Genomic DNA, 25,715 nt, shown 5'->3' with positions numbered 1-25,715 from the left:
CGCTCAATGCTCATTCGCCGGATCGAGAAATTCCTGCGCCAGACCGGAATGCCGTGGACCAAGTTCGGCCGACTGGCAGCGCACGATCCGCGCTTCGTCGGCGACTTGCGCAATGGCCGCAGCCCGCGTCCTGAAACAGAACGACGGGTGGAACATTTCATGAACAATTACGGAGAATCGGCCAATGCAAATTGACAGTCACGCCACGCGCGCCATGCAGGAAACAGCACGCGGCAAGCGCACGCGCGGCCCCTGGGCGCGCTTGCTCGACAGCCTGATCGGGCTTGCGGGCGGCCACGCCGAACTGCTCAGCCACGCCGAGCGCCCCTGGACCAGCGCCACATTCTCGGGCACCCGCCACACCGCCGCCTTCACCTTCACCGGGGCAGAAGCGGTTGAAGCCGCCGAGCACTTCATCGCCTTGCTGCCCGATCACGAATTCGCCATCCCCGGGCAGTTGGTGGCCGACGCAGCCGTGATCGAAGCCCGGCTCGACATGCTGCCGGTGCCGACTTTCGTTATCGAGGTGGACCTGCTGCTGCTGGACGAGGTGTAATCAGTAACCCGCGCCGAGATCGACCACGTGGCTCAGCGGTTCGCCGCGGTGCCAGCGGTCGAGATTGGCGAGGAACCGGTCGGCGCTGCGGATGAACATCAGGTTCTGCGCCCGGCCGGACAGGTGCATCGAGATATGCGCGTTATCGAGCGTCCACAGCTCGTGTTCGGGCGGCAGGGGTTCAGGATCGACCACGTCAAGCCATGCCGCCCGGATCTTGCGCGCTTTTAACGCGGCGGCCAGCGCCGGCTGATCCACCAGATTGCCGCGCGCGAAGTTCATCAGCGTGGCGGTGGACTTCATCGCTGCGAGTTCGCCTTCGCCGATCATGTGTTCGGTGGCGCTGGTCGAGGGCGCGGTGACGATCACCCAGTCGAATTCGCCCAGCCGCGAGCGCCAGTCATCCGGGCCGAGTTCGCCTTCGCCCGGTGTGCGACGCACCTTGGTCACTTCGACGCCAAAGGGTGCCAGTCGCTCGGCAATGCCGCCGCCGATCGCGCCCGCGCCGATGACCAGCGCCTTGTTGCCGAGCAGTTCGACCTTGCCGGGGCTATCGGACAGCCACTCATGCCGCTCCGCCGCGCGCATGACCTGCCGGTAGCCCTTGGCGACGACCAACATGCCCATCACCGCGTACTCCGCGATGGTCACGGCGTTGATCCCCGCCCCATTGGTCAGGATAACGCCATTCGCGCGAAAGATATCGAGCGGCAGTTCCTCCACCCCGGCGCCCAGCGTGTTCATCCACTTGAGCTTGACCGCCCGCCGCGCGGATTCGGCACGGGCCGGGAGGTCATATGTATCGAACCAGCCGATTTCGGCTTCGGGCGCGAGAGCGAGCAATTCCTCGGTCGAGAGAAACCAGCGCGGCTCGACCCAATCCGGCAACCGCCCTTCGAGCAAAGGGCGGATCAGGCCGTTGAAGACGGCGACGGTCATGCGCTCTCTCCGGAATAGCTGGCCAGCATGGGCGGGAGATGCAGGCATTCAGCAAAGCTGAATGGCCGGGTCACGAGCGGCGGCACCCGCGCCGCGTCGGGATGCATCGGGTTCATCAGGATCACATCCGCCTCTGGCAACACCCGGCTTTGCACGGCAGCGAGCAGCGAGCGGCGTTCGTCCAGCCACTGACCGACAAAGGCGCGGATCGCATCGTCGTCGCCAGCAGGAACCCGATCGGGCATTGCATCGGTTTCGGTCCAGCCAAGCACCAGGTCGTCCGGGTGCTCGCTGAAGTCGGGCGGCTGATAGCGCAGCGCAACCAACACGGCGAGACCGGCTTCACTGGCGAGGCTGACAACGGACCTTCCCGGCGACGCATAGCGCGTGCCTTTGTCCAGCGCCCCTTTCCCATCGAGCGCCGTAAAGGGCACTCGGGTGAGGCGCCAAAGCTTCACCCGAGCTTCCATTCCCAGCCGAGCGGATCGCCGTCCATCACCTCGACGCCCTGCGCCGCAAGTTCGTCGCGGAGACGGTCGGAGGTGGCGAAATCCTTGGCGGCGCGGGCTTCCTTGCGGGCGGCGAGCGCGGCTTCGATTTCGGCCTCGGTGATCGTGGCGATCTTGGGGCGCAAACGCAGATCTTCGCGCCGGATCGCGGCGAGGCCAAGCCCCATGACGCGGTCCATCTGGCTTGCCGCGGTCACCACGCATTCGGGCGCGGTGCCTTTCAGCGAAAGGAGTTCCTCAAGCACCTTCAAGGCGTCGGCGGTGTTGAGATCGACGCTGATCGCCGCATCGAAGCGTTCGACCAGCTCGCGGGTGACGCGTTCGCGCTCCCAGCAGTCGCCGGGCGTCTGGGTGTCCTTCAGGCGGTCGGTCCATTTGTGCAGGGCCATCACCATCCGCTTCAGCCGGACCAGCGCCGCGCCCAGACCTTCCCAGCTGAACTCCAGCTCGCTGCGGTAATGCGCCTGCAGGCACATCATGCGGTAGGCGAGCGGGTGATAGCCCTTGTCGATCAGCAGTTGCAGCCGCAGGAACTCGCCCGCCGACTTGCTCATCTTGCCGCTGCGTTCGACGAGGAAGTTGTTGTGCATCCAGATGCGCGCGCCGGAATTCTCCGCGCGGTCTAGGCCATTGGTGCAGCAATGGGCCTGGTTCTGCGCGATCTCGTTCGGGTGGTGGATCTCGCGGTGATCGATGCCGCCGGTGTGGATGTCGAACGGGAAGCCGAGCACTTCGCCCGACATGACCGAGCATTCGAGGTGCCAGCCGGGAGCCCCCCTGCCCCACGGCGAATCCCATTCCATCTGGCGCTTCTCGCCCGCCGGGGTCTTGCGCCAGATCGCGAAGTCAGCGGCGTTGCGCTTGCCATCGACCTCTTCGATGCGGCCTTCCCCGTCCTCGGTCACGGCGCGGGCAAGCCGGCCATAATCGGCAACGGTCGAGACGTCGAAATAGAGCCCGCTGTCGAGCTCGTAGCAGTGCTTTTCGGCAATGCCCTTGGCGAATTCGATCATCTGCGGGACGTAGTCGGTAGCGACCGTCCACTGCGCAGGCTGGCGGATGTTGAGCGCCTTCACGTCGGCCCAGTAAGCCTGCTTGTAATGCTCGGCGATGTCCCAGATCGACTGCGCCTGCGCCGTCGCCATCTTCTCCATCTTGTCCTCGCCGGCATCGGCATCGTCGGTCAGGTGCCCGACATCGGTGATGTTGATGACGTGGGTGAGCTTGTAGCCCTTCAAGCTCAGCGTGCGGCCCAGAACGTCAGCGAAGACATAGGCGCGCATGTTGCCGATATGCGGGTAATTGTAGACCGTCGGCCCGCACGTATAGACCCGTGCCTCGTTCGCGTAAACGGGCTGGAACGGCTCCAGCTGGCGGGTGAGGCTGTTGAACAGCTTGAGGGGGGTGGCAGAAGTCATGGCGCGAGGCCTTACGCCGGATGACGCCGGGGTCAACACCCAGCCTTGATCAGTAAAACTCCAGCAGCTGTCCCATCAAGGCCACGAAGGCCTCTTGGATCGCTGTGCCACCGCTGGTAAAGGCCGCACCGAAAAGCGCGAGTTCGAATGCCACGGTGATGGCCAGCGCCACTTTGTAAGTAGTCGATACTTTGCCGCGGATCGCCTTTTCGCCGACCATCGCGGCAATCACGAACAGGTTGGTGACAAGGATGCCTGTCGGCACCGCCCAGAAACTCTGGCCCATCACCAAAGTCAAAGACCGGAACTGCGCCGCACCGCTCCCCGTGGCAGCAGCCAGAACTATGTAACGGCGATGCTGGTCGGCACGGGTACGGTACCGAATCGCAGCGACGAAATACCCCGCGAAGAGGATCAGATTCGAGAGAATGACGAGTGAAAATGACGACCAGAAGGGATTTCCGGCGAGACCATCGCGCATACGCACGCCGATCACCAGAAGTCCGCCAGCCACCATGATCGCTGCCAGCGCAAGACTCAGGGTTCCGAACGTGCGGTGGAGGCGCATCGCGCCTCGCATGACGAGACCTGCCTGCGCGGCCAGCAAGACGTACCACGCCAAAAACGCCATGCCGTGAACGTGAACTGCCTTCGGCAGCGGGACTGATGAGCCGAACATTTGATCACGCGTCAGATAGGTCTGCGCAAAACCGAAGAATACGCTCGCGACGATGATCAGGACGAGTGCAAGGTAGAACTGTCGCTCCTTCTGCAACTGCGACATCACGTCGTTCCCCTCACTCCCCCTCGAACAGCCCCGCCAACTGCTCGATCATCGTTCCGCCAAGCTGCTCCACGTCCATGATCGTCACCGCGCGGCGATAATAGCGCGTTACGTCATGGCCGATGCCGATGGCGACGAGCTGGACGGGGGACTGCCGTTCGATCCAGTCGATCACTTTGCGCAGGTGCGATTCGAGATAGCCTGCCGAATTCACGCTGAGTGTCGAATCGTCCACCGGCGCGCCATCCGAAATCACCATCAGGATGCGGCGGTCTTCGGACCGGGCGAGCAGGCGGGTGTGTGCCCAGAGCAGTGCCTCGCCGTCGATGTTTTCCTTGAGCAGGCCTTCGCGCATCATCAGGCCGAGGTTCTTGCGCGCGTGGCGATAGGGCTCGTCGGCTTTCTTGTAGACGATGTGGCGCAGGTCGTTGAGGCGGCCGGGCTGGGCCGGCTTGCCGCCCGCCAGCCAGGACTCGCGGCTCTGCCCGCCCTTCCATGCGCGGGTGGTGAATCCGAGGATCTCGGTCTTCACCCCGCAGCGTTCAAGCGTGCGGGCGAGCACGTCGGCGCTGATCGCGGCGATGGAGATCGGCCGCCCGCGCATCGAACCGGAATTGTCGATCAGCAGCGTGACAATGGTGTCCTTGAACTCGACCTCGCGCTCGACCTTGTAGGACAGCGAATGCCCGGGCGAGATCACCACGCGGGCCAGCCGCGCGGCATCGATCAGGCCCTCTTCCTGATCGAAGTCCCACGAGCGGTTCTGCTGCGCCATCAGCCGGCGCTGCAGCCGGTTGGCGAGCCGGGTGACGATCGATTGCAGGCCCTTCAACTGCGCGTCGAGATAGGCGCGCAGGCGGGTCAGTTCCTCATCATCGCACAGTTCGCTGGCGGAGATGACCTCATCGAACTTGTCGGACCAGACCTTGTAGTCAAAGGTCGAAGGATCGTCGGTCCACGGGCGGTTCGGGCGGACGGGGAGCATTCCCTCCTCGCCGTCGTCGCCGGGTTCGGCATCTTCAGGTTGGTCGCCTTCCTCGCGCTGGTTCTCGCCATCGGCGTCATCTTCGCCATCGCTCGGCTGGGCGGCGACTTCCTGCGGTTCCTGATCGGCGCCCGCTTCGTTGCCTTCCTCGTCCTCCTCGGTTTCCTCCTCGCCGTCCTGGTCTTCAGAATCGGTCGGCTCCTGCTCCTCCGGCTGGGCGCGGGTGAGTTCGAGATGCTGCAGCATGTCGAGCGCGAGGCCCTGAAACGCCTTCTGGTCATCGAGCGTGGCCGCCAGCGCGTCAAAATCGCTGCCGGCGCGTTCCTCGATCCAGCCGCGCAACAGCTCCACGCCGCCGCGCGCCGCATCGGGCACGGGCTGGCCGGTGAGGTGTTCGCGCAGCATGAGGGCCAGCGCGGCCTGGATCGGCACTTCATCGCTGCGGGTCGCGCGGGTGATGGGATCGCTCGCCATCCGCACGCCCTGCGCCGCATCGAGGTTTACCCGCATCCCCGGGTAGGCCTTGGCCCCTAGCGCCTCGTAACGCACGGTCTCGATGGCGTCATAGCAGGCCCTGGCCGAGGGTTCCGCGGGGGCCGAGCGGGCGTGGAGCGCGTCGCTGTGATGCCGCTTCTTGAGCGCAAACGAATCCGCAAAGCCGCGCACTTCGGCAACCTGCGCGCGGGGGAGCGCCCGGCCCGGCATTGGCACACGCATGGTGTTGCCGGTGATCACCGGCTGGTCTGCCGTCCACGCGACCTCAAGCTCCCGCTCGCGCGAAATCGCCCGCGCCGCGCCGGTGAGGACGGTCTTGAACCGGTCGAGAGGGGATTCGTCGGCCAAGTGCGCGCCCTAGATCGACTGCCCGGTCTTGGCCCAGTCGGCCATGAAGCCTTCGATGCCCTTGTCGGTCAGCACGTGCTTGACCAGACCCTTGATCACGGCAGGCGGCGCGGTCATCACGTCGGCGCCGATCTTGGCGGCTTCGAGCACGTGGATGCCGTGGCGCACCGAAGCGACGAGGATTTCGGTGGGATAGGCGTAATTGTCATAGATCAGGCGGATGTCGGAGATCAGCTGCATGCCGTCAAAGCCGTTGTCATCGTGCCGGCCGACGAAGGGCGAGACGAAGGTCGCGCCGGCCTTGGCGGCAAGCAGCGCCTGATTGGCCGAGAAGCAGAGCGTGACGTTGACCATAGTGCCCTCAGACGTCAGCGCCTTGCAGGTCTTGAGGCCGTCGATGGTCAGCGGCACCTTGATGCAGACGTTGTCGGCGATCTTGCGGAGCACTTCGGCCTCACGCATCATGCCTTCGTGATCGAGCGCGACGACTTCGGCGCTGACCGGGCCGGCGACGATGCCGCAGATTTCGCGGGTCACTTCCATGAAATCGCGGCCCGATTTCATGATCAGCGAAGGGTTGGTGGTCACGCCATCGAGCAAGCCGGTGGCGGCGAGTTCCTTGATGTCGGCGATTTCGGCGGTGTCAGCGAAGAACTTCACGGCGGCATGCTCCAGCTTGCGATTCCCACCAGCCTATAGGGAAGGCATCGCGGCGGGGCTAGACCACCTTGAACACGCTGATCAGCATCGGATCGTTGGTGCTTTCGGGGTTCGCGCGGATGAAGGCTTCCTCGCGCCCGATCTCGCCCCAGATCGCGTTGTCCGCCTCTACCGCGAGCTGGCGTGCGACACTGGGCAAGTCGACGCCGGTGAGCGCCGCCAGCGCCTCGCCGATGATAGGATCGCGGGCCACACGCAGGCCGTCGGCGAGCGCGGGGAACATCTCCTCGATCAGGCGACTGCCCATTTCGCCGCGCAGGTAAGCGGTTGCCGCGCTTGGACCGCCGCGCACCAGTTCAATGGCATTGCGTACGCCGATCACCCGCACGGCATCAGCAACAACAGGCGCGGCGCGGCGGGCGCCGTCCTCGGCCACGTGGTTCAATTCGCGCTGCAGCCGGCTGCGAAAAGCAGGTCCGGTGAGAATCCGTTCCAACACGCCGCCGCGCCGCGATCCGAACACTTCGGGCAGGTCGAGCCGCGCCAGCTGGTTGTCCCAGAAGCCGCCCGGAGCCATAAGCCGCGACAGCGCATTGCGGCTGGACAGCAGGAGCAGGCGGCGGATCGCCTCGGTCAGGCTGAAAGGTGGGAGCGAGGCGCAACCGGCAACGGTCAGCGCCGAAGTGGCAGCAAGCCCGGCGAGGAGCGCGCGGCGACTGGCAATGATGCCCGGTTCCGTCATTCCATGATCAGCTTTCATCTTCCGCTCCTTTGCCTGCGCCCGTGCAGTGTCTAAGTGGCTCTGCATGAACCGCGCCCGACTCCTTGTGTTCAATTCGGCCTTGCCGGTGCTTGATTACCGGGTGCCCGAAGGCATGGCCATTGAATACGGCTCGGTCGTGGTCGCGCCGCTCGGCCCCCGGCAGGTGCTGGGCGTTGTCTGGGAGGCGGAACGACTGCCAGGAACCGAAGTTCCCGATGCCAAGCTGCGCCCGCTGCTCGAAGTCATGCCGGTGCCGCCGCTGCCCGCGCCGCTGCGCCGGCTGATTGAGTGGACTGCCGATTACTACTGCGCGCCGCTGGCCGCCGTGGCGCGGATGGCGCTGGGATCTTCGGCGGCGCTGCGGGGCGGCGGGACGATGACCGAATACCGGCTTACCGGACTGGAACCCAAGCGCCTCACCCCGCAGCGGGCCGCAGCCATGGACGCGCTGGACGGCGAGCAAGCGACGATCCGCGAACTGGCCGAGCGCGCCTCGGTCTCCGAAGGCGTGCTTCGCGGCATGGTGGGGGCCGGGCTGCTCGAACCGGTGATTGTCGATCTTGACCGCCCCTACCCCCGCGCCCGCGCCGACTTTGCCCAGCCCGAACTCAGCGAAGACCAGACCGCTGCCGCTGACCGCTTTGTCGCAGCCGTGACCAAGGGCGGCTTCGCACCCTTCCTGCTCGACGGCGTCACCGGATCGGGCAAGACTGAATGCTATTTCGAAGCCGTGGCCGAGGCGCTGCGGCTGGGCCAGCAGGTGCTCGTCCTGCTCCCTGAAATTGCCCTGACAGAGAATTTCCTGCGCCGCTTCGAAGCGCGCTTCGGAGTGCCGCCAGTTCTGTGGCACTCCTCGCTCAAGTCCACCGAGCGCCGCCGCGCATGGCGGGCGATCGTGCGAGGTGAGGCGCAGGTCGTCGTCGGGGCACGCTCAGCGCTGTTCATGCCCTATGCGCGGCTGGGGCTGATCGTCGTCGACGAGGCGCACGAGGTGTCATTCAAGCAGGATGACGGCGTGCGCTATAACGCGCGCGATGTCGCGGTGATGCGCGCCAAGTTCGAAAAGGCCCCGGTGATCCTTGCCAGCGCCACCCCCGCGCTCGAATCGATGCAACTGGCCGAGGCCGGAGTTTACGAGAAAATCGACCTGCCCGCGCGCTTCGGCGGCGCGACCATGCCGGACATCCAGATCGTCGACTTGCGCAGCGAACAGCCCGAGCGCGGGCATTGGCTTGCCCCTCGCCTGGTCAAGGAGTTGAAGGCGCGGCTGGAGCGCGGCGAGCAGAGCCTGCTGTTCCTCAATCGCCGCGGCTATGCCCCGCTGACACTGTGCCGCAATTGCGGCCACCGCTTCCAGTGCCCCAATTGCACGGCCTGGCTGGTCGAACACCGCCTGTCGCGCCGGCTCGCCTGCCACCATTGCGGCTTTGAAACCCCGCCGCCCGAGACTTGCCCCGAATGCCACACCGCTGACTGCCTCGTCGCCTGCGGCCCCGGCGTGGAGCGCATCGCCGACGAAGTTCGCGAGATCCTGCCCGAAGCGCGGATCGCGCTCGTTACCTCCGACACGCTCAACAGTCCGGCGAAGATCAACGAATTCGTTGAGGCGGCGGAAAACGGCATGATCGACGTGATCGTCGGCACGCAATTGGTGACCAAGGGCTATCACTTCCCCGAACTCACTTTGGTGGGCGTGGTCGATGCCGATCTTGGCCTTGAAGGCGGCGACTTGCGCGCCGGCGAGCGGACCTATCAGCAGATCGCCCAGGTTGCGGGTCGTGCCGGGCGCGGTGAGAAACCGGGCGAAGTGCTGATCCAGACGCGCCATCCCGAAGCCGCCGTAATCGAGGCACTGGCCAGCGGCGACCGCGATTCCTTCTACGCCGCCGAGGCCGAAGCCCGGCGCGATGCCATGGCGCCGCCGTTCGGGCGCTGGGCGGCGATCATCATTTCCTCGGAGGATGAGGCAGAGGCACGCGAGGCCGCCCGCACCATCGGCGGATCGCGCCCGGACCTGCCCGATGTGCTGGTGCTTGGCCCTGCCGCCGCGCCGCTGTCGCTGCTGCGCGGGCGCTATCGCTATCGCCTACTGATCAACGCGCGCCGATCAGCCGAGTTGCAGGACGTTATCCGCACCTGGCTCGATCCGTTGCGATTTTCACACGGTGTGCGGGTTGCTGTCGATATTGATCCATACTCGTTTGTGTAATTCAAATGACTCGATAAGCTGACCCCATAAGCTCTGCTTTGGGGACACATAGTCATCATATTCATTAAGTTCGCGGTCGCGGCGAGCGTGGCCATGCTGGCAAGTGCCGCCAGCGCCGAATGACACGAAGCCCGCACCAATCACTTCATTATCTATTCGGACGATAGCAAGGCCGATACCATCGCTTTCGCCGAACGGCTGGAACGCTTCGACAACGCCTTGCGCGTCATGCAGAACATGCCGGCGGACAAGCCGGTGCCTCACGTCAACAAGGTTGTGGTCTATCGCTATGGTGAAACGCGCACGATCGGGCAACTGGCGGGGAGCGCGGGGGTGGCCGGCTTTTACATCCCGCGCGCGGCCTATCCGGTGGCGTTCACGCCGGCCCGGGCCTATGTCAACTCGGGCTCACGGGAGCGGGTCGATGACCGCTCGCAGATGAAGCCGGAAGTGGTGCTGTTCCACGAATATACGCACCATTTCATGCTCAACACGTTCCACACCACTTACCCCAGCTGGTACGTCGAAGGCTTTGCCGAGGCGAATTCGACGATAGAGCTGCGGCCCGATGGCAGCTTCCTGGTGGGCCGCCCGGCGAACCACCGCTCGTTCGAACTGTTCGAGATGCAGCAGCTCAACGTTGCCAAGCTGCTCGACCCGGCCTTCAAATATGAAAAGATGTAGAACGTGATGCAGAAGTACAGCGTCGGCTGGCTGCTGACGCACTACATGACTTTTGGCAAGAACCGCCAGGGCCAGATCAGCACTTACCTGAAGCTGCTGTCGGACGGAAAGCCGGGGCTGGACGCCGCGAAAGAGGCATTTGGCGATCTGAACAAGCTCAACACCGAGCTGACCAAGTACAAGACCAGCAACCTGCCCGCGGTTGAGGTCAGGCCGCCAAACTACCAGCCGCCGAAGGTGACGATCCGGGCACTTGACCCGGCCGAGGCGAAGCTCATGGGCGACCGCATCCTGGTTTCGCGCGGCAGCGGCAGACCGGCGAACATGCAGCTTCAACTGCTTGCCGCCGAAGCCGGACTCGACGCTCAGGATTTTGCCGGGGCGACGCAGGCGGCGGACCGCGCGCTGGGGATCAACCCCAGATCGACCGACGCGATGATCTTCAAGGCGCGGGAGATGATCGAGCCCAAGGAAGGCCCGGCGGACCGCTTCAAGCTGGCTCGCACCTGGCTGGTCAAGGCGCGCAATCTCGACAAGGCCGATCCGCGCCCGCTGATCGACTATTACATGTCATACCGCCGCGCACCGGAACGTACGATCCCCGAAGCCGCCGCGATCGCGCTTGAAGATGCCTATGACATGGCGCGGCACGACTATTACTTTCGCATGATCCTGACCCGCCAACTGCTTGAGGAAAACCGCCCCAAGCCCGCCGGGCAGGTCCTCGCCCCGCTCGCCTTTTCATTCGACGGGCGCGATCAGGAAAAGAACTACATGGGCAAGGCGATGGCGCGGCTGCAGGCCAATGATACGCCAGGCGCGCTCAAGATCCTCTCCGAACAGCTGGCGAAGATCGAAGACCCGAAGGAAGATAAGTAGGCTGGTAGTTGGGCGAGGTCAGCCCTTTGGCCTCGCCCACATCGGCGGACGCAGTTGCCCGGCGGCAATCGCACGCCGCAGCAGCCACAGGCCCGCCGCCGTCGCCACACCCAGCCCGATAACCGAGGCTTCAAGCCCGAAGGCTCCGCCCGACAGCAGCGGGTGGCCGCTTAGCTCCGCGCGAACCATGCCTTGGACCGGATGGCCCGACACCGGCACGGCGAAGACATAGCCCTGAGTCACGTTCCAGCCCATGTGCAGGCCGACCGCCAGCCACAACGAGCGCGTGAGCATATAGCAGGCCCCCAGCATGATCCCGGCCTCAAGCGCGATGGCGACCGAGGAGAACACAGTGGCGTTGTCGTTGAAGAAGTGCGCGAAGCCGAACAGAAACGAGGTGATCGCCAGCGCCCCCCACGATCCCAGCATCTCCTCGATCCAGCGAAACAGAACGCCGCGGAAGAGCGATTCCTCGACGAAACCGGCGACCAGTCCGGCGCTGAACAGCACCAGTACCAGGTCGCGGCCCGTGCCCCAGCCGGTGATACGATAGACGCCAAGCAACGCCGCGATGCCCACGGCCAGCGCCATCAGGCCGGATCCGATCACCAGCCCGCGCGTCCAGTCCATCATTGCCGGAGCCAGCGGAAAGTCGTCCTGCTTGTGCCGTCCAAGCCGCGAGATGAGGTATTTCATCACCAGCACGACCAGCAGCGTTGCCGCCGTGCCCTGAATGGCAATGGCGCTCACCTTGTCCATCCGCTTCGGCAGGTCCGAAAACAGCCAGCCCGATCCAAAGATCGCCGCGATGACCAGAGCCAGCGAAACTATCATCGCCACCAGCGGGAATTCCCAGACCTTGCGCCATAGCGGGGGCTTGCCGGGTTGCGGTGCGGCTGGATCGATCATCGGCATAGTCGGCAAGCTCCCTGTCTGCGCCGTGTGTCCGCGATCAGGCTCAAATTGTCGAGACGCTTGATCAGCCGCCTTCCCGCGCCAGCAGCTTGCGCTTGATGTCGAGGCCATAGGCATAGCCGCCAAGGCTGCCGTCGCTGCGGACCACGCGGTGGCACGGGATCAGCACGGCGACATTGTTCGCCCCATTAGCCGAACCGCAGGCGCGCACGGCCTTGGGCGCGCCGACGGCGGCGGCAATATCGGAATAGGAGCGCGTCTCGCCCGCCGGGATGCGCCGCAACTCGCGCCACACCGCTTCCTGAAACGCCGTCCCGCGCACGTCGAGCGGCACCGAATGCGGCTGGTCGGGCGCTTCGACCGCGCGCACGACTTCACTGAGCAGCGCGGAGAAGCCCTCCCCGCCTTCAATAAGCTCCGCTGCCGGGAACCGCGCGGCGAGATCATCCGCGCCTTCGTTGAACGACAAGCGGCAGACACCCTTGTCGGTCGCAGCGACGAGCATCGGGCCAAGGTAGGTGTCCACCACGGCCCAGCGGATCGTCACGCCTTTGCCGCCGTTCGCCCATACCGATGGAGCCATGCCCAGCCTTTCGCTTGCTTCATAGAACCGCGAGGGAGCGGAATAGCCTGCCTCGTAAATCGCGCCGGTCACGGTTTCGCCCGCCGACAATGCTTCCGCCGCGCGTTCAAGCCTCAATGCGCGACTGTAAGCGGCGGGGGACAGGCCGGTCAGCCGCGTGAACAGCCGCTGGAAGTGCGACACCGAATAGCCGGCATCACTGGCCAGCCCAGCGAGCACGGGGACTTCCTCGCTGGCCTTGATCGTCTCGATCGCGGCAAGCACAGCCTTCTCATCCCGGCTGACGTCATCGGGCAGGCAGCGTTTGCACGCCCGCAGGCCCGTCTCGCGCGCCGCTGCGCCATTGGCGAAGAACGTCACATTCTCACGCCGGGGATGCCGCGCTGAACACGACGGGCGGCAATAGATACCCGTAGTCAGCACGCCCATGACAAAGCGCCCATCGAACGCGCGGTCGCGGGCGAGGACGGCGGTCCAGCACAGGTCCTCATCGATTGCGGCGATCATTGCCCGTCTCCGTGCCGTTCGATTCGCGCGGCAAAGCAGCCATGCGCGGCGTTGTGGGCATCGATATAGGCAATGCGCGGATCGGCAAACAGTTCGCGGATGGCGGCATCACTTTGCCCCGGTGCGGCAAGGCGGGCGTCCTTGAGCATCCCATCCGCCTCAAAGCCGCGCAGGCCCAGCGGCCGTCCCTCGAACACCGGCGGGGTGCAGTCTATATAGGGACCTGCCTGCGCCGCGTCCTTGCGCACATAGATAGCATAAGCACTGCGATAGGGCGTGGCGACATCGTGGCTGACATGGTGGAGCAGGATCAACTCCTCCCCCTCGAGCGCGTCCTCAAGACTGACCCGGCAGGGAAAACCGCGGCTGGCGCTGGCGGTAACCCGGCAGGCCCCCGCCTCCGCCAGCGCCTCATCGCCAAGCGTGAACAGCGGAGCGAAGTCCTGCGGGGAAAGGCCGGTGATTCGATAGGTCATGCGGGGCTCCAGTAAATTGCCTTTCCCCGGCGTTAGTCGCCCCGCCGCCGCGCGCCTTCCCGACTCATGCTTTCAAACCGCCCGGGCGGCTTTCACACCGCAATTCTTTGCGAATCGGCGGCGGACGGCGACAAATGCCCCGCATCGCCCGCACGCGGATTTGCCGTTGTGCGCCCGCCGCCTTGCATCGCAGCAATTTCGTGCTATGCGCGCCCCCGTCGACAGGAGGAGCGCGCTTCGGGTGCGCATACGCCTCCCTGTCTGTCACCCGGTATGAAGGAACCGACGCGCGTGGAAAATTCCGGCGGCATTACGGCGAGCTTGCAGGGGCGTTATGCTTCCGCATTGTTCGACCTGGCCAGCGAACAGGGCAAGACTTCCGCTGTCGAGGGCGACCTCGAAAAGCTGGGTGAGGCGGTTGCCGTCTCGCCTGACCTCGCCGCGCTGATTCGCAACCCACGCGTCACGCGTGAGGCTGCGGCTGCGGCGATGGGCAACCTCGCCACGGCGCTCAAGCTCTCGCCCCTCACCCAGAACTTCCTTGGTGTGCTCGCCGGCAACCGGCGCCTTGCCGTGCTGCCTAACATCGTTCGGGCCTTCGCCGCGATCGCCGCCGCCCAGCGCGGTGAAGTGAGCGCCGAAGTCACCAGCGCGCACCCGCTGTCCGATGCCCAGATCAAGGCGCTTTCCGCCAAGCTGAAAGAGCGTGAAGGCAAGGACGTAAAGCTCAAGGCCACCGTCGACCCCGCCATCCTTGGCGGTCTGGTCGTGCGCGTCGGCTCCCGCCAGATCGATAGCTCGATCCGCACCCGTTTGAATACGCTCGCAAATGCGATGAAAGGCTGAATGATGGAAATCCGCGCGGCAGAAATTTCGAAGGTCATCAAGGACCAGATCGCCAGCTTCGGCAACGAAGCTCAGGTTTCGGAAGTAGGCTCGGTGCTCTCGGTTGGTGACGGTATCGCCCGTATCCACGGTCTCGATCAGGTCCAGGCCGGCGAAATGGTCGAGTTCTCGAACGGGGTTAAGGGCATGGCGCTCAACCTCGAAACCGATAACGTTGGCGTCGTGATCTTTGGCTCGGACAGCGAGATCAAGGAAGGCGATCAGGTCAAGCGCACGCAGACCATCGTGGACGTCCCCGTTGGCAAGGGCCTGCTCGGCCGCGTTGTTGACGCTCTGGGCAACCCGATCGACGGCAAAGGCCCGATCAAGGCCGAAGCCCGTATGCGCGTAGAAAAGAAGGCTCCCGGCATCATCCCGCGCCAGTCAGTGAATGAACCGGTGCAGACCGGCCTCAAGGCGCTCGACGCACTCGTCCCCGTGGGCCGCGGCCAGCGCGAGCTGATCATCGGTGACCGCCAGACCGGCAAGACCGCCGTCGCGATCGACACCTTCATCAACCAGAAGGAAGCGAACGCCGGCACCGACGAATCGAAGAAGCTGTACTGCATCTACGTCGCCGTCGGCCAGAAGCGCTCGACCGTGGCGCAGATCGTCCGTCAGCTCGAAGAAAACGGCGCGATGGAATACACCATCGTCGTGGCCGCTACCGCTTCTGAGCCCGCGCCTCTGCAGTACCTCGCGCCCTACACCGGCGTGACCATGGGCGAATATTTCCGCGACAACGGCATGCACGCCGTCATCGTCTATGACGATCTTTCCAAGCAGGCCGTGGCTTACCGCCAGATGTCGCTGCTGCTGCGTCGTCCTCCGGGCCGCGAAGCCTATCCGGGTGACGTGTTCTATCTCCACAGCCGTCTTCTGGAACGCGCTGCGAAGATGAACGGTTCGCTGGGCGGCGGTTCGCTGACCGCGCTGCCGATCATCGAAACCCAGGCGGGTGACGTTTCGGCCTACATTCCGACCAACGTGATCTCGATCACCGACGGCCAGATCTTCCTTGAAACCGGCCTGTTCTATCAGGGCGTCCGTCCGGCGATCAACGTCGGTCTGTCGGTGTCGCGCGTTGGCTCGGCTGCACAGACCAAGGCGATGAAGAAGGTGTCGGGCTCGATCAAGCTCGAGCTAGCGCAGTACCGCGAAATGGCGGCCTTCGCGCAGTTCGGTTCGGACCTCGACGCTTCGACCCAGAAGCTGCTCAACCGCGGCGCGCGCCTGACGGAGCTGCTCAAGCAGGCCCAGTTCAGCCCGCTGTCGTTCGAGGAACAGACCGTTTCGATCTTCGCCGGCACCAACGGCTATATCGACGCGATCCCGACCAGCGAAGTCACCCGTTATGAAGCCGAAATGCTCAGCTTCATGCGCGACAAGCATGCCGACACGCTCAAGCTGATCCGCGACACCCGCGATTTCGGTGACGATGCGAAGAAGCAGACGGTCGCGGCGCTTGCCGCTTTCGGCAAGCAGTTCGCCTGAGCCCCACGAGCTAACTAGGGAGCCATCATGGCCTCGCTGAAGGAACTCAAGGGTCGGATCAACTCGGTCAAGTCGACCCAGAAGATCACCAAGGCCAAGCAGATGGTCGCGGCCGCAAAACTGCGTAAAGCGCAGGCTGCGGCTGAGGCTGCGCGCCCCTATGCCGGGCGCCTGGCTGCGGTGATGGCCTCGATCGCCGGCAAGGTTTCGGGCGATAGCGCGCCGAAGCTGCTCGCCGGCACCGGCAAGGATCAGGTGCACCTGCTCGTCGTCGCCAACAGCGACAAGGGCCTGTGCGGCGCATTCAACGCCAACATCGTCAAGGCTGCCCGTCTCAAGGCTCAGGCCCTCGTGGCCGAAGGCAAGACCGTGCTGTTCTACCTCGTCGGCAAGAAGGGCCGCGCGGTCATCCGCCGCGAGTACCCGAAGGACGTTGCCGCCATGTTCGACACCTCCGAGGTGCGCGAACCCGGCTTCAACGAAGCCAGCGCCGTGGCTGAAGAGCTGATGGCCATGTACGAGGCCGGCAAGTTTGACGTCGCCCACCTGTTCTACGCCAAGTTCAAGTCGGCGCTGGTCCAGGAACCGACCGAACAGCAGATCATCCCCGTCCCCGCCCCCAAGGCTGAGGCTTCAGCCGCGGTCGGTGCTTCGGTCGAATACGAACCGGGCGAAGCGGAAATCCTCGCTGAACTGCTGCCGCGCTACCTGCGCACCCAGCTGTTCGGCGCGCTGCTGGAAAATCAGGCCTCTGAACAGGGTGCATCGATGACCGCGATGGACAACGCCACGCGCAACGCGGGCGACCTGATCAACAAGCTGACCATTCAGTACAACCGCAGCCGCCAGGCCGCGATCACGACCGAACTGATCGAAATTATCGCTGGCGCCGAAGCGCTCTAAAGCATTCAAGGCAAGGAACTAGACATGGCAACCGCAGCCAAGACCAAGACCCCAGCAGCCAAGGCACCCGCCAAGGCTCCGGCCAAGAAGGCCGCCGCTCCCAAGACGGCTCTCGTCGCCACCGGCAAGATCAGCCAGGTCATCGGCGCTGTTGTCGACGTGACCTTCACCGGCGAACTGCCGGCGATCCTTTCGGCTCTCGAAACCGACAACAACGGCAACCGCCTCGTTCTCGAAGTGGCGCAGCACCTTGGTGAAAACACCGTGCGCACCATCGCCATGGACGCAACCGACGGCCTGACCCGCGGCCAGCCGGTGACCAGCACCGGCGCGCAGATCTCGGTACCCGTTGGTCCGATGACGCTCGGCCGCATCCTTAACGTCATCGGCGAGCCGATCGACGAGCGCGGCCCGGTGGGCGAAGCCAAGCGCAACCCGATCCACGCCGAGGCCCCTGCCTTCATCGATCAGTCGACCGAAGCCGCGATCCTCGTCACCGGCATCAAGGTGATCGATCTCATCGCGCCTTACGCAAAGGGCGGCAAGATCGGCCTGTTCGGCGGCGCCGGCGTGGGCAAGACGGTTCTTATTCAGGAACTGATCAACAACATTGCCAAGGGCCACGGCGGCGTTTCGGTCTTCGCAGGCGTGGGTGAACGCACCCGCGAAGGCAACGATCTCTATCACGAATTCCTCGACGCCGGCGTTATCGCCAAGGACGCGGACGGCAACCCGACGCCTGAAGGTTCGAAGGTGGCGCTGGTCTTCGGCCAGATGAACGAGCCTCCGGGTGCCCGCGCTCGCGTCGCGCTTTCGGGCCTGACCATGGCCGAATATTTCCGCGATGAAGAAGGCCAGGACGTGCTGTTCTTCGTCGACAACATCTTCCGCTTCACGCAGGCGGGTTCGGAAGTGTCGGCCCTGCTCGGCCGTATTCCTTCGGCCGTGGGCTACCAGCCGACCCTGTCGACCGACATGGGCCAGCTGCAGGAACGCATCACCTCGACCAACAAGGGTTCGATCACCTCGGTTCAGGCGATTTACGTTCCGGCCGACGATCTTACCGACCCTGCACCGGCCGCATCGTTCGCTCACCTTGACGCGACGACCACGCTGAACCGCGCGATTTCGGAACTGGGCATCTACCCGGCAGTTGACCCGCTCGACTCGACCAGCCGCGTTCTGACCCCTGCCGTTGTCGGCCAAGAGCACTACGAAACCTCGCGCCGCGTTCAGGAAACGCTGCAGAAGTACAAGTCGCTTCAGGACATCATCGCCATTCTCGGCATGGACGAGCTTTCGGAAGAAGATAAGCTCACCGTGGCCCGCGCGCGCAAGATCCAGAAGTTCCTGTCCCAGCCGTTCCACGTCGCCGAAGTCTTCACCGGCATCCCCGGCAAGTTCGTGCAGATCGAAGACACTGTGAAGAGCTTCAAGGCTGTGGTTGACGGCGAATACGATCACCTTCCCGAGAACGCCTTCTACATGGTCGGCGGCATCGACGAAGCGATCGCCAAGGCCAAGAAGCTGGCTGAAGAGGCTTAAGACATGGCGCTGCACTTCGAACTCGTTACCCCGGCAAAGCTCGTCCGCTCGGAAGACGTCCACATGGTCGTCGTCCCCGGCACCGAGGGCGATTTCGGCGTGCTGGAAGGCCATGCTCCGGTGATGTCGACTGTCCGCGACGGCGCGCTGCTGGTCTACAAGACCGCCGGCGCCGCGCCGGAAGAGATCCGCGTTCAGGGTGGTTTCGCCGAAGTCGGCGATGCCGGCCTGACCGTCCTCGCCGAGCACGTCGAAGGCTGAAACGCTTTTTACGGACACGAATTGAAACGGGGCGGAGCAATCCGCCCCGTTTTCGTTAGTGCCCTCTACCCAGCCGTCGCCCCCGCGCAGGCGGGGGCCCATCTGCCCCATCCGCTAATCCGAGACCTTGCCGTCCGCATTAGAGTTCGGATGGGCCCCCGCCTGCGCGGGGGCGACCGGAGGGGGCAATGGCGAAAATAGTGGGAATCGCCTGCCCAAAGCTTGGTCTTGCCGGGGCTTGGTCTAAACCTGCGCTATTCATGGCTGAAACCCGCCTCGCCCTCATCGACCGGCCCGCCGCGCAGTTTGGCCTGATGCTGCTGGTCGGCCTGATCACCCGCGCATCGGTGTTCGGCGATCTCAGCTACTTCTCGGACGAACTGTTCTACTTCCTCGCCGGTCAGCGAATGCACGATGGGCTGCTGCCCTACGTGGACGTCTGGGATCGCAAAGGCCCGGCGCTGTTCCTGACCTATTACCTGATCTCCGGGATTTCGCGCTCGGTATGGGCCTACCAGATCGCTGCGTGGCTTTTCGCCAGCGCGACGGCCTTCGTCATCGCGCGCATCACCCTGCGCTTCACCGGGACCCAAGGCGCGCTGGCGGCGGGGGGCGTTTACCTGTTCAGCCTCGCGCTGTTCGGCGGCGCGGGCGGGCAGTCGCCGGTGTTCTACAATCTGTGGATGGCGCTGGCGGCCCTGCTGGTGCTGCGCGGAGAATGGCGCGGAATGCTGGCGGCGATGGCGCTGGCGGGGCTGGCCATCGCCTACAAGCAGTCCGCTGCCCCTGAAGCGCTGTTCCTCGGCCTCGCGGCGGTGTGGCGGCTGCGGCAAGATGGCGCGAGCGGAGCGCAAGTGGTTCGGCGCGGTCTGTTGCTGGCGCTTGCCGGTGCCCTGCCCTTCGCATTGTTCGCATCGTTCTATGCGGTTATCGGACATTTCGATGCCTTCTGGCAGGCCATGGTCACATCGAACCTGCGCAAGGCCTACAACCCCGTCGGCGACCATTGGGTGCGGATCAGCGCGCTGGCCAAGCTGTCATCGCCGCTGCTGCTCGGCGCGATTGCCGGGCTGGTGCTGGCAGAGCGCCACACCCCGCGCCAGTTCATCGGCGGCTGGATCGTGGCGGCGCTGCTGGGCTTCGTCCTCGTCCCCAATTTCTACGAACACTACCTGCTGCCCGTGCTGGTGCCGCTGTCGGTGGCGAGCGCCGTGTTGTTCAACCGGGGAGCCGTCGGACTCGGCGCCGCCGCCGCCGCCGCGCTGGTCTTTGCCGCCAACAGCCCGATGTTCGCCTTCGCAAAACGCGCCGAAGCCCACGCTGCGATGGAGGGCATCGCCGCCGATATCCGCGCCCGCAACCCCCGCCCACGCCTGTTCGTCTATGAAGGCCCGGTCTGGCTCTACGCCATGCTGGACAGCTACCCGCCCAGCCCGCTGCTCAACAACTTCCACCTCTATTTCCCGCCCGAGGAAGGCGTCAGCCAGTTCGATGCCGCCGCCGAGGTGCAGCGCAACCTGGCATGGCGACCTGATGTGGTCGTCACCTACAACAATTGGGAACCGTGGGAGGAAAACGCCCGCACCGCACCGCTGGTGCGCGGTTACGTGGCACAGCATTGCCGGCCCTGGTTCACCCGCGACTATCACGAAAACTATCGCAGCTACCGCATCGACGTCTGGGGCGATTGCAATGCACCGGCCCGCTCGCCGCAGGTCACTGCTTCGGCGGCGTCTCCAGCACCGCCGGCGCGACCGGGCGGTAATTGAAGCGCACGGCCTTTGATCCGTCGATCTTCGATATTTCCGCCATCAGCAGCTGCCCTTGCCGCCAATAACGGATGCGCTGCGGGTAATCGTGGAGCGGATTGGCGAACTCGATCGCCTCGTCGCTCTGCACGGCAACCGGGAATTCGCTGGCGGTGCGCCCATATGGCTGGGCGAAAAAGGTGATGCGGCCATCGGCCTTGCGCTGGATGCGGGTGACTTCCCAGTTCTCAAGTTTCGGGCCAAAGCCGGTGCGCGCCATGCCGATCATCACGCCGCCGCGCGGCGCCATCCACACCTCGTCGCCCCAGGCCGATCCGTCTTCGAGCACCCAGGTCCCGGCCAGCCACGCGGGCAGGCCCTCGTTCTCGGACTTCACCTCGGGCGCGGGTCCACCGATGGTCAGTGCGGCGGCCATCAGAATCGAATGCAGGATTGTCATCGCCATCCCCTAGGTGTGGTGGCCCTTAACTTCAGGCCACATATAGCGATTGCGCCATGCCCGTTAAACCCCGGCTTAACGCCGCGATCCCGCGCGCCACAACCACAGTCCGGCAGCAACGATCAACGCCGAGCCGAGCAGCGTCGGCCCGTCTGGCCAATCACCGAAGAACACCACGCCCAGCACCGTGGCAACCAGCAGCTGCACATAGGTCATCGGCGCGACGGCCGCCGCTCCCGATTTCGCCGTGCCCTTGAAGATCGCCCAGTGCGCAAAGCTGGCCGAACAGGCGACCAGGGCGCAGCGCGCGATAATGGTCCAGTCCGGCATGCCAAGCGCAAGCCGGGGAACGCCGCTGAAATTGCCGATCACCGTCGCCGCCACCAGCAGCGGCGCGGCTATACTGGCGACGAAGAATTGCGATGCCAACGGGCTTGCCTTGCCGGCCGTTGCCCGGTTGCCGATCATCAGCAGGCTCATCCCCACAGCGCTCATAAGCGGCAGCAGCGCGGCAAGGCCAAGCTCGGCGAGGTTCGGCCGCAGGACAATCAACGTGCCGGCAAAGGCGACGATGGATGCCAGCACGGTCTCACGCCGGGCCGGCTCGCCCAGAAACAGCGACGAAAGCAGCGCCGTGATCATCGGGCTGGTGAAGGTGATCGACGTCGCCTCGGCCAGCGGCATGTAGGTGACAGCCGCAAAGAAACCGACCGTGGCGATGCTCACTCCGAACCCGCGCAGCAATTGCAGCGCCGGGCTGGGCATGGAAAATCCGGCGCGGCCCTCGCGCAGGGCGAGCAGCACGCCCAGCCCCGCGGCACCCAGGACATAGCGCATCGCGGCAATCGCCGTGGGCGCCCAGGCTCCGTTGATCGACTTGATCACGGCATCGCCAATCGACAGTGCGGCAAAGCCTATCAGGGCCCAGGCCAAACCAATGCGTTCGGGCGCGATGCGTTCAGGATGGTGGACAGAAATCGGCGGCACTCCCAAGGGGGAGCGCGCTCCCGTCAATCGCCCGCGGATACAGGACGCAGGCAGAAAAGTGCAACTCTTGCCCCGACATTTAGGAAGTTTTCAAAGTTTAAACCATATTACGGCATCCATGTAGCTGCCTGGTGCGTCTTCCTGTCTTGGAAGGCTGGCGCAGGCGACAAGGATGAGCGGGCCAATGAGTGCATTCGGGCGGAAGAGTGGTGTAGGCGCGATGTCGCCGGGGGCACGCCCCCAGTTCGGCGTGGCCAAGCCTATGCGCAGTGGTGCCGGCGCGCCTCCAGAAGCGGGCATGGGCGGCGGAGCCTCGCTCCCCGGTATGGCCGGAATGCCCGGTGGCGACCAGTTCCCGCCGCTCCCCAGCTTTGATGACAGCGGCGCGAAGAGCGATGGCCCGGCAATGAAGGCCGACGCGCTGACCCGTCTGGCCGACCGTGCCAACGGCGTTGTCGAAAATACCAACCAACTCGAAGGCTTCGAAGCCTCGGTCCACAAGATCAAGGAGCAGGTGCTGCCGCGCCTGCTCGAACGCGTCGATCCCGAAGCGGCGGCCACGCTGACCAAGGACGAACTGTCCGAAGAATTCCGCCCGATCATCCTCGAGGTGCTCGCCGAGCTGAAGATCACGCTCAACCGTCGCGAACAGTTCGCGCTGGAAAAGGTACTGATCGACGAGCTTCTGGGCTTTGGCCCGCTGGAAGAGCTGCTCAACGATCCCGACATCTCGGACATCATGGTCAACGGCCCCGACCAGACCTACGTGGAAAAGAAGGGCAAGCTGACCCTTTCGACCATCCGTTTCCGCGACGAGCAGCACCTGTTCCAGATCGCCCAGCGCATCGTCAACCAGGTCGGCCGCCGTGTTGACCAGACCACGCCGCTGGCCGACGCCCGCCTCAAGGACGGTAGCCGCGTCAACGTCATCGTGCCGCCGCTGTCACTGCGCGGCACCGCGATCTCGATTCGTAAGTTCTCCGAAAAGCCGATTACCATCGACATGCTCCGCGACTTCGGATCAATGAACGACAAGATGGCCACGGCGCTGAAGATCGCCGGTGCTTGCCGAATGAACGTGGTCATCTCGGGCGGTACGGGTTCGGGTAAAACTACCATGCTCAACGCCCTGTCGAAAATGATCGACCCGGGCGAGCGCGTGCTGACCATCGAAGACGCCGCCGAACTTCGGCTGCAGCAGCCGCACTGGCTGCCGCTGGAAACGCGCCCGCCGAACCTTGAAGGCCAGGGCGCCATCACCATCGGCGATCTCGTGAAGAACGCCCTGCGTATGCGTCCTGACCGCATCATCCTCGGCGAAATCCGCGGCGCGGAATGTTTCGACCTCCTCGCCGCAATGAACACCGGCCACGATGGTTCGATGTGCACGCTTCACGCCAACAGCCCGCGCGAATGCCTTGGCCGTATGGAAAACATGATCTTGATGGGCGACATCAAGATCCCGAAGGAGGCCATCAGCCGCCAGATCGCCGAATCGGTCGACCTGATCGTGCAGGTCAAGCGCCTGCGCGACGGTTCGCGCCGCACCACCGACATCACCGAGGTCATCGGCATGGAAGGCGATGTCATCGTCACCCAGAACCTGTTCAAGTTCGAATACCTCGACGAGAGCGAGGACGGCAAGATCATCGGCGAATTCCGCGCTTCTGGCCTGCGCCCCTATACGCTTGAAAAAGCGCGCCAATTCGGTTTCGATCAAGCCTATCTGGAAGCCTGCCTGTAAGCTCAGGCTCTAGCCTTTAATCCACGCCCGCAGCGCCCCTGCGAGCAGCAGGCAGGCGAGCAGCGAAGCCCAGAAGGACAGCGTCGTCCAGTCGATCACCCCGACCGCGTCGGGATCGCTGCGGTTGCGGCGCTTGCGATCACGCCACCAGCCGAACGCAGCCAGCGCCAGTGCGGCCAGTCCCGGCAGCAGAAACCAGCGCAGCGTTTCATCGTCCAGCCAATCGGAAATCATGGCCGCCCCGTGGCCGCTGAATGACCGAAAGGCAAGGCCCCCGCTTGCACCTCCGGAGCGAGGCTCTTAGGCCAGAGCCCATGGCCATCGTGATGGAACGCCCGCAACGCCCACTCTATGCCCTCGCCCTGCGCGTGGCGGCCGTGGCTGCGTTCGGCACGATGTTCATGATCATCAAATACGCCGGTGAAAGCGGGGTTTCGGTGCCCGAGATCATGTTCTGGCGGCAGGCGGCATGCCTTCCGGTGATTGTGCTGTGGATGGCGCTGACCCGCCAGCTCCACGAATTCGGCACAAAACGCATCGGCAACCATGCTGCCCGCGCGATGGTAGGCATGACCTCGATGGCGATGACCTTCACCGCCACGGTGCTGCTGCCGCTGGCGGAATCGACCGTATTGTCGTTTGCCTGCCCGCTGTTTGCCGTGGTGCTTGCGGCGTTCTTCTTCAAGGACAAGGTCGGCCCATGGCGCTGGTCGGCCGTGTTGCTCGGCTTCGCCGGTGTCGTGATCGTCGCCCAGCCGGGCGGAGAGCCGGTGTCCAGCCTCGGCGTCGCCCTGATGCTGACGGGGGCGCTGATGGTCGCGGTGATCAATTACCTGATCCGCGACCTGTCCAAGACCGAGAGTTCGGTAACGATCGTCTTCTGGTTCTCGCTGTTCGGCACCTTGCTGATGGCCCCACTGATGCCGTTCTACATGACCGGGCACACGCTGTTCGGTTGGTTGACGGTGATTGCGCTCGGCGTGACGGGGGCCATCGGACAATTGCTGATGACCGCATCGCTGCGCCACGGTTCGGTCGCCAGCGTGATCGTGGTCGACTATACCCAGCTGATCTGGGCGACCGGCTATGGCTGGCTGGTGTGGGACAAATTGCCCACGCAGGCGCTGTGGCTGGGCGCGCCGCTGATCATCGCGGCAGGCGCAATCATCGCCTTTCGTGAACAGGTGCTGGCCCGCAAGCGCCGGCAGGAAGTCTCGATCCAGCAAGTCAACGACTAGGCGTTGCCGGCAGGCGACGAAGCGAAGGGGTCGGTTCATCGCGGGGCGAGGTTCGCGCGTTAGGCAGGATGAGCCCACAACAGGAGTTCACCCAATGATCCGCAAGTTCATCATGGCCGCCATTGCCGGCAGCCTCGTCCTCGGCGCCAGCGCCTGCAATACCGTCAAGGGCCTTGGCAAGGACATCGAATCAGCCGGCGAAGCAGGCGATGAAGCCATCAACGGCAAGTAAGCCAATCAGGCGGCGCGCAGAGCCTTTGCGCGTCGCCACATTTCGATCCGCATGCCGATAATCATGCCCAACGCGAAGCCCAGCAGCGCATCGGTGACAAGCGGCAAACCCGCCGACGCGACCTGCCCGGCGGCTTGAGCTTCCCTTCCGGGGATCAGCAACCGCCGCGCGAGAAACAGCGCGACAATGAACAGAAACGCCAGCGGCGACTGGCGAACTATGACCGCGCCGGATTCCTCATCAAGATGGAACCGCATCAGCCGCGCGCGCTGCCAGCCAACCGCGCTCCCGACCACTATGCCCAGCGCGAACACACCCCAGCCCAGCGGCGCAGGCGGCATGGCATACAGCATCGCCCCGATCAGTACCGTCAGGATTGCCGGCATGATCCACATCCGCCCCGTCCGCAGCGCGACCGGCTTGTCGATAGTCTTCCACCTGCGCGCCATGACCACCGCGATGATCACGAACGGCAGGATCGTCTGAAGCCAGCCCCCCTGTTGCATGC

General features: G+C 64.5%; 28 protein-coding genes. 14 read left to right on the top strand and 14 right to left on the bottom strand.

Features of this window, described 5'->3' with window-relative positions:
• Window positions 1–6: 6 nt before the first annotated feature.
• Window positions 7–195 carry a hypothetical protein gene (locus tag WG900_RS01470; protein ID WP_339964165.1) on the top strand — a complete coding sequence of 63 codons (189 nt, stop codon included), beginning with the start codon at window positions 7–9 and terminating at the stop codon, window positions 193–195.
• The gene (locus WG900_RS01465) at window positions 185–556 is read left to right on the top strand and encodes a hypothetical protein (protein ID WP_339964163.1); all 372 of its coding nucleotides are present in this window, start codon (window positions 185–187) and stop codon (window positions 554–556) included. The genes WG900_RS01470 and WG900_RS01465 overlap by 11 nt, the downstream gene beginning before the upstream one ends.
• On the opposite strand, the gene WG900_RS01460 is transcribed toward WG900_RS01465, so the two are convergent.
• Genes WG900_RS01460 through WG900_RS01430 form a run of 7 tightly spaced genes read right to left on the bottom strand, consistent with a single transcriptional unit; the run spans window position 557 to window position 7,454 of the window.
• On the bottom strand, window positions 557–1,495 hold the full coding sequence (locus WG900_RS01460) for an NAD(P)-dependent oxidoreductase (RefSeq protein WP_339964161.1): 939 nt from the start codon (window positions 1,493–1,495) through the stop codon (window positions 557–559).
• Window positions 1,492–1,953: an RES family NAD+ phosphorylase gene (locus WG900_RS01455; RefSeq protein ID WP_339964159.1), complete on the bottom strand. Its 462-nt coding sequence runs from the start codon at window positions 1,951–1,953 to the stop codon at window positions 1,492–1,494. Before WG900_RS01455 ends, WG900_RS01460 begins: the two co-directional genes overlap by 4 nt.
• Window positions 1,950–3,422, bottom strand: coding sequence for a cysteine--tRNA ligase (gene cysS, locus WG900_RS01450; protein WP_339964157.1), 1,473 nt, complete (start codon window positions 3,420–3,422; stop codon window positions 1,950–1,952). The genes WG900_RS01455 and cysS overlap by 4 nt, the downstream gene beginning before the upstream one ends.
• Before the next feature lie 49 nt (window positions 3,423–3,471).
• Window positions 3,472–4,206 (bottom strand): hypothetical protein, encoded by a 735-nt coding sequence (locus WG900_RS01445; RefSeq protein ID WP_339964155.1) that lies wholly within the window; start codon window positions 4,204–4,206, stop codon window positions 3,472–3,474.
• Window positions 4,207–4,219: 13 nt separating this feature from the next.
• On the bottom strand, window positions 4,220–6,034 hold the full coding sequence (gene cobT / locus WG900_RS01440) for a cobaltochelatase subunit CobT (protein ID WP_339964153.1): 1,815 nt from the start codon (window positions 6,032–6,034) through the stop codon (window positions 4,220–4,222).
• 9 nt (window positions 6,035–6,043) lie between these two features.
• A complete protein-coding gene (gene fsa / locus WG900_RS01435; RefSeq protein WP_339964151.1) occupies window positions 6,044–6,694 on the bottom strand; it encodes a fructose-6-phosphate aldolase in 651 nt (216 codons plus the stop codon).
• A gap of 58 nt (window positions 6,695–6,752) precedes the next feature.
• A complete protein-coding gene (locus WG900_RS01430; RefSeq protein ID WP_339964150.1) occupies window positions 6,753–7,454 on the bottom strand; it encodes a DUF4197 domain-containing protein in 702 nt (233 codons plus the stop codon).
• Between the two features lie 46 nt (window positions 7,455–7,500).
• Here WG900_RS01430 and WG900_RS01425 point away from each other — a divergent pair, with 46 nt between their 5' ends.
• The 3 genes from WG900_RS01425 (at window position 7,501) to WG900_RS01415 (ending at window position 11,229) form a co-directional block, all read left to right on the top strand.
• A complete protein-coding gene (locus WG900_RS01425; protein WP_339964149.1) occupies window positions 7,501–9,666 on the top strand; it encodes a primosomal protein N' in 2,166 nt (721 codons plus the stop codon).
• A 228-nt stretch (window positions 9,667–9,894) separates the two neighbouring features.
• Complete coding sequence (locus WG900_RS01420; protein ID WP_339964147.1) at window positions 9,895–10,350, top strand: hypothetical protein; 456 nt, start codon at window positions 9,895–9,897, stop codon at window positions 10,348–10,350.
• A gap of 6 nt (window positions 10,351–10,356) precedes the next feature.
• Window positions 10,357–11,229, top strand: coding sequence for a tetratricopeptide repeat protein (locus WG900_RS01415; RefSeq protein ID WP_339964146.1), 873 nt, complete (start codon window positions 10,357–10,359; stop codon window positions 11,227–11,229).
• Between the two features lie 18 nt (window positions 11,230–11,247).
• Here the strand turns inward: WG900_RS01415 and WG900_RS01410 are convergent, their stop codons facing one another.
• The 3 genes from WG900_RS01410 to WG900_RS01400 form a co-directional block, all read right to left on the bottom strand.
• Window positions 11,248–12,144, bottom strand: a complete 897-nt coding sequence (locus WG900_RS01410) for a CPBP family intramembrane glutamic endopeptidase (RefSeq protein WP_339964145.1) — start codon at window positions 12,142–12,144, stop codon at window positions 11,248–11,250.
• Between the two features lie 64 nt (window positions 12,145–12,208).
• Complete coding sequence (gene ada, locus WG900_RS01405) at window positions 12,209–13,234, bottom strand: bifunctional DNA-binding transcriptional regulator/O6-methylguanine-DNA methyltransferase Ada (protein ID WP_339964144.1); 1,026 nt, start codon at window positions 13,232–13,234, stop codon at window positions 12,209–12,211.
• Window positions 13,231–13,710 (bottom strand): DUF1203 domain-containing protein, encoded by a 480-nt coding sequence (locus WG900_RS01400; RefSeq protein ID WP_339964142.1) that lies wholly within the window; start codon window positions 13,708–13,710, stop codon window positions 13,231–13,233. Before WG900_RS01400 ends, ada begins: the two co-directional genes overlap by 4 nt.
• A 291-nt stretch (window positions 13,711–14,001) precedes the next feature.
• On the opposite strand from WG900_RS01400, the gene WG900_RS01395 reads away from it, so the two are divergent.
• The 6 genes from WG900_RS01395 to WG900_RS01370 all read left to right on the top strand — a co-directional run bounded on the left by WG900_RS01395 (window position 14,002) and on the right by WG900_RS01370 (window position 20,567).
• A complete protein-coding gene (locus WG900_RS01395; RefSeq protein ID WP_339964141.1) occupies window positions 14,002–14,556 on the top strand; it encodes a F0F1 ATP synthase subunit delta in 555 nt (184 codons plus the stop codon).
• A 3-nt stretch (window positions 14,557–14,559) separates the two neighbouring features.
• Window positions 14,560–16,089: a F0F1 ATP synthase subunit alpha gene (gene atpA, locus WG900_RS01390; protein ID WP_339965298.1), complete on the top strand. Its 1,530-nt coding sequence runs from the start codon at window positions 14,560–14,562 to the stop codon at window positions 16,087–16,089.
• Between the two features lie 27 nt (window positions 16,090–16,116).
• Window positions 16,117–16,992 carry a F0F1 ATP synthase subunit gamma gene (locus WG900_RS01385; protein WP_339964140.1) on the top strand — a complete coding sequence of 292 codons (876 nt, stop codon included), beginning with the start codon at window positions 16,117–16,119 and terminating at the stop codon, window positions 16,990–16,992.
• 24 nt (window positions 16,993–17,016) lie between these two features.
• On the top strand, window positions 17,017–18,537 hold the full coding sequence (atpD, locus tag WG900_RS01380) for a F0F1 ATP synthase subunit beta (protein ID WP_339964139.1): 1,521 nt from the start codon (window positions 17,017–17,019) through the stop codon (window positions 18,535–18,537).
• Between the two features lie 3 nt (window positions 18,538–18,540).
• Window positions 18,541–18,798 (top strand): ATP synthase F1 subunit epsilon, encoded by a 258-nt coding sequence (locus WG900_RS01375; RefSeq protein WP_310535326.1) that lies wholly within the window; start codon window positions 18,541–18,543, stop codon window positions 18,796–18,798.
• 260 nt (window positions 18,799–19,058) lie between these two features.
• Window positions 19,059–20,567 carry a hypothetical protein gene (locus WG900_RS01370; protein WP_339964137.1) on the top strand — a complete coding sequence of 503 codons (1,509 nt, stop codon included), beginning with the start codon at window positions 19,059–19,061 and terminating at the stop codon, window positions 20,565–20,567.
• Here the strand turns inward: WG900_RS01370 and WG900_RS01365 are convergent.
• Window positions 20,515–21,006 (bottom strand): DUF6265 family protein, encoded by a 492-nt coding sequence (locus WG900_RS01365; RefSeq protein ID WP_339964135.1) that lies wholly within the window; start codon window positions 21,004–21,006, stop codon window positions 20,515–20,517. The genes WG900_RS01370 and WG900_RS01365 overlap by 53 nt on opposite strands.
• A gap of 75 nt (window positions 21,007–21,081) precedes the next feature.
• A complete protein-coding gene (locus WG900_RS01360) occupies window positions 21,082–21,993 on the bottom strand; it encodes a DMT family transporter (RefSeq protein WP_339964133.1) in 912 nt (303 codons plus the stop codon).
• 220 nt (window positions 21,994–22,213) lie between these two features.
• Between WG900_RS01360 and WG900_RS01355 the strand changes: the two genes are divergently transcribed.
• Window positions 22,214–23,737: a CpaF family protein gene (locus WG900_RS01355; protein ID WP_417596666.1), complete on the top strand. Its 1,524-nt coding sequence runs from the start codon at window positions 22,214–22,216 to the stop codon at window positions 23,735–23,737.
• A gap of 9 nt (window positions 23,738–23,746) precedes the next feature.
• Here the strand turns inward: WG900_RS01355 and WG900_RS01350 are convergent, their stop codons facing one another.
• Entirely contained in the window at window positions 23,747–23,971 is a 225-nt protein-coding gene (locus WG900_RS01350; protein WP_339964130.1) for a hypothetical protein, read from the bottom strand.
• An 80-nt stretch (window positions 23,972–24,051) separates the two neighbouring features.
• Between WG900_RS01350 and WG900_RS01345 the strand changes: the two genes are divergently transcribed.
• Both WG900_RS01345 and WG900_RS01340 read left to right on the top strand, forming a co-directional pair.
• Window positions 24,052–24,975 (top strand): DMT family transporter, encoded by a 924-nt coding sequence (locus WG900_RS01345; protein ID WP_339964129.1) that lies wholly within the window; start codon window positions 24,052–24,054, stop codon window positions 24,973–24,975.
• 94 nt (window positions 24,976–25,069) lie between these two features.
• The gene (locus WG900_RS01340) at window positions 25,070–25,207 is read left to right on the top strand and encodes an entericidin A/B family lipoprotein (protein WP_339964127.1); all 138 of its coding nucleotides are present in this window, start codon (window positions 25,070–25,072) and stop codon (window positions 25,205–25,207) included.
• Window positions 25,208–25,212: 5 nt separating this feature from the next.
• Here the strand turns inward: WG900_RS01340 and WG900_RS01335 are convergent, their stop codons facing one another.
• Window positions 25,213–25,713 (bottom strand): CcdC protein domain-containing protein, encoded by a 501-nt coding sequence (locus tag WG900_RS01335; RefSeq protein WP_339964125.1) that lies wholly within the window; start codon window positions 25,711–25,713, stop codon window positions 25,213–25,215.
• Window positions 25,714–25,715 lie beyond the last annotated feature (2 nt).

The organism is Novosphingobium aquae (assembly GCF_037572715.1).
GTDB classification, from domain to species: domain Bacteria; phylum Pseudomonadota; class Alphaproteobacteria; order Sphingomonadales; family Sphingomonadaceae; genus Novosphingobium; species Novosphingobium aquae.
The sequence above is the reverse complement of the archived record's forward strand: the minus strand, read 5'-3'. Positions and strand labels throughout refer to the sequence as shown.

What these genes read in the sequence shown, in the direction of transcription:
- WG900_RS01470 (WP_339964165.1), top strand. Translation starts at nt 7, where the DNA reads ATGCTCATTCGCCGGATCGAGAAATTCCTGCGCCAGACCGGAATGCCG.
- WG900_RS01465 (WP_339964163.1), top strand. Translation starts at nt 185, where the DNA reads ATGCAAATTGACAGTCACGCCACGCGCGCCATGCAGGAAACAGCACGC.
- WG900_RS01460 (WP_339964161.1), bottom strand. Translation starts at nt 1,495, where the DNA reads ATGACCGTCGCCGTCTTCAACGGCCTGATCCGCCCTTTGCTCGAAGGG.
- cysS (WP_339964157.1), bottom strand. Translation starts at nt 3,422, where the DNA reads ATGACTTCTGCCACCCCCCTCAAGCTGTTCAACAGCCTCACCCGCCAG.
- WG900_RS01445 (WP_339964155.1), bottom strand. Translation starts at nt 4,206, where the DNA reads ATGTCGCAGTTGCAGAAGGAGCGACAGTTCTACCTTGCACTCGTCCTG.
- WG900_RS01430 (WP_339964150.1), bottom strand. Translation starts at nt 7,454, where the DNA reads ATGAAAGCTGATCATGGAATGACGGAACCGGGCATCATTGCCAGTCGC.
- WG900_RS01425 (WP_339964149.1), top strand. Translation starts at nt 7,501, where the DNA reads ATGAACCGCGCCCGACTCCTTGTGTTCAATTCGGCCTTGCCGGTGCTT.
- WG900_RS01420 (WP_339964147.1), top strand. Translation starts at nt 9,895, where the DNA reads ATGCAGAACATGCCGGCGGACAAGCCGGTGCCTCACGTCAACAAGGTT.
- WG900_RS01415 (WP_339964146.1), top strand. Translation starts at nt 10,357, where the DNA reads ATGCAGAAGTACAGCGTCGGCTGGCTGCTGACGCACTACATGACTTTT.
- WG900_RS01410 (WP_339964145.1), bottom strand. Translation starts at nt 12,144, where the DNA reads ATGCCGATGATCGATCCAGCCGCACCGCAACCCGGCAAGCCCCCGCTA.
- ada (WP_339964144.1), bottom strand. Translation starts at nt 13,234, where the DNA reads ATGATCGCCGCAATCGATGAGGACCTGTGCTGGACCGCCGTCCTCGCC.
- WG900_RS01400 (WP_339964142.1), bottom strand. Translation starts at nt 13,710, where the DNA reads ATGACCTATCGAATCACCGGCCTTTCCCCGCAGGACTTCGCTCCGCTG.
- atpA (WP_339965298.1), top strand. Translation starts at nt 14,560, where the DNA reads ATGGAAATCCGCGCGGCAGAAATTTCGAAGGTCATCAAGGACCAGATC.
- WG900_RS01385 (WP_339964140.1), top strand. Translation starts at nt 16,117, where the DNA reads ATGGCCTCGCTGAAGGAACTCAAGGGTCGGATCAACTCGGTCAAGTCG.
- atpD (WP_339964139.1), top strand. Translation starts at nt 17,017, where the DNA reads ATGGCAACCGCAGCCAAGACCAAGACCCCAGCAGCCAAGGCACCCGCC.
- WG900_RS01375 (WP_310535326.1), top strand. Translation starts at nt 18,541, where the DNA reads ATGGCGCTGCACTTCGAACTCGTTACCCCGGCAAAGCTCGTCCGCTCG.
- WG900_RS01370 (WP_339964137.1), top strand. Translation starts at nt 19,059, where the DNA reads ATGGCTGAAACCCGCCTCGCCCTCATCGACCGGCCCGCCGCGCAGTTT.
- WG900_RS01365 (WP_339964135.1), bottom strand. Translation starts at nt 21,006, where the DNA reads ATGACAATCCTGCATTCGATTCTGATGGCCGCCGCACTGACCATCGGT.
- WG900_RS01355 (WP_417596666.1), top strand. Translation starts at nt 22,214, where the DNA reads ATGTCGCCGGGGGCACGCCCCCAGTTCGGCGTGGCCAAGCCTATGCGC.
- WG900_RS01350 (WP_339964130.1), bottom strand. Translation starts at nt 23,971, where the DNA reads ATGATTTCCGATTGGCTGGACGATGAAACGCTGCGCTGGTTTCTGCTG.
- WG900_RS01345 (WP_339964129.1), top strand. Translation starts at nt 24,052, where the DNA reads ATGGCCATCGTGATGGAACGCCCGCAACGCCCACTCTATGCCCTCGCC.
- WG900_RS01340 (WP_339964127.1), top strand. Translation starts at nt 25,070, where the DNA reads ATGATCCGCAAGTTCATCATGGCCGCCATTGCCGGCAGCCTCGTCCTC.
- WG900_RS01335 (WP_339964125.1), bottom strand. Translation starts at nt 25,713, where the DNA reads ATGCAACAGGGGGGCTGGCTTCAGACGATCCTGCCGTTCGTGATCATC.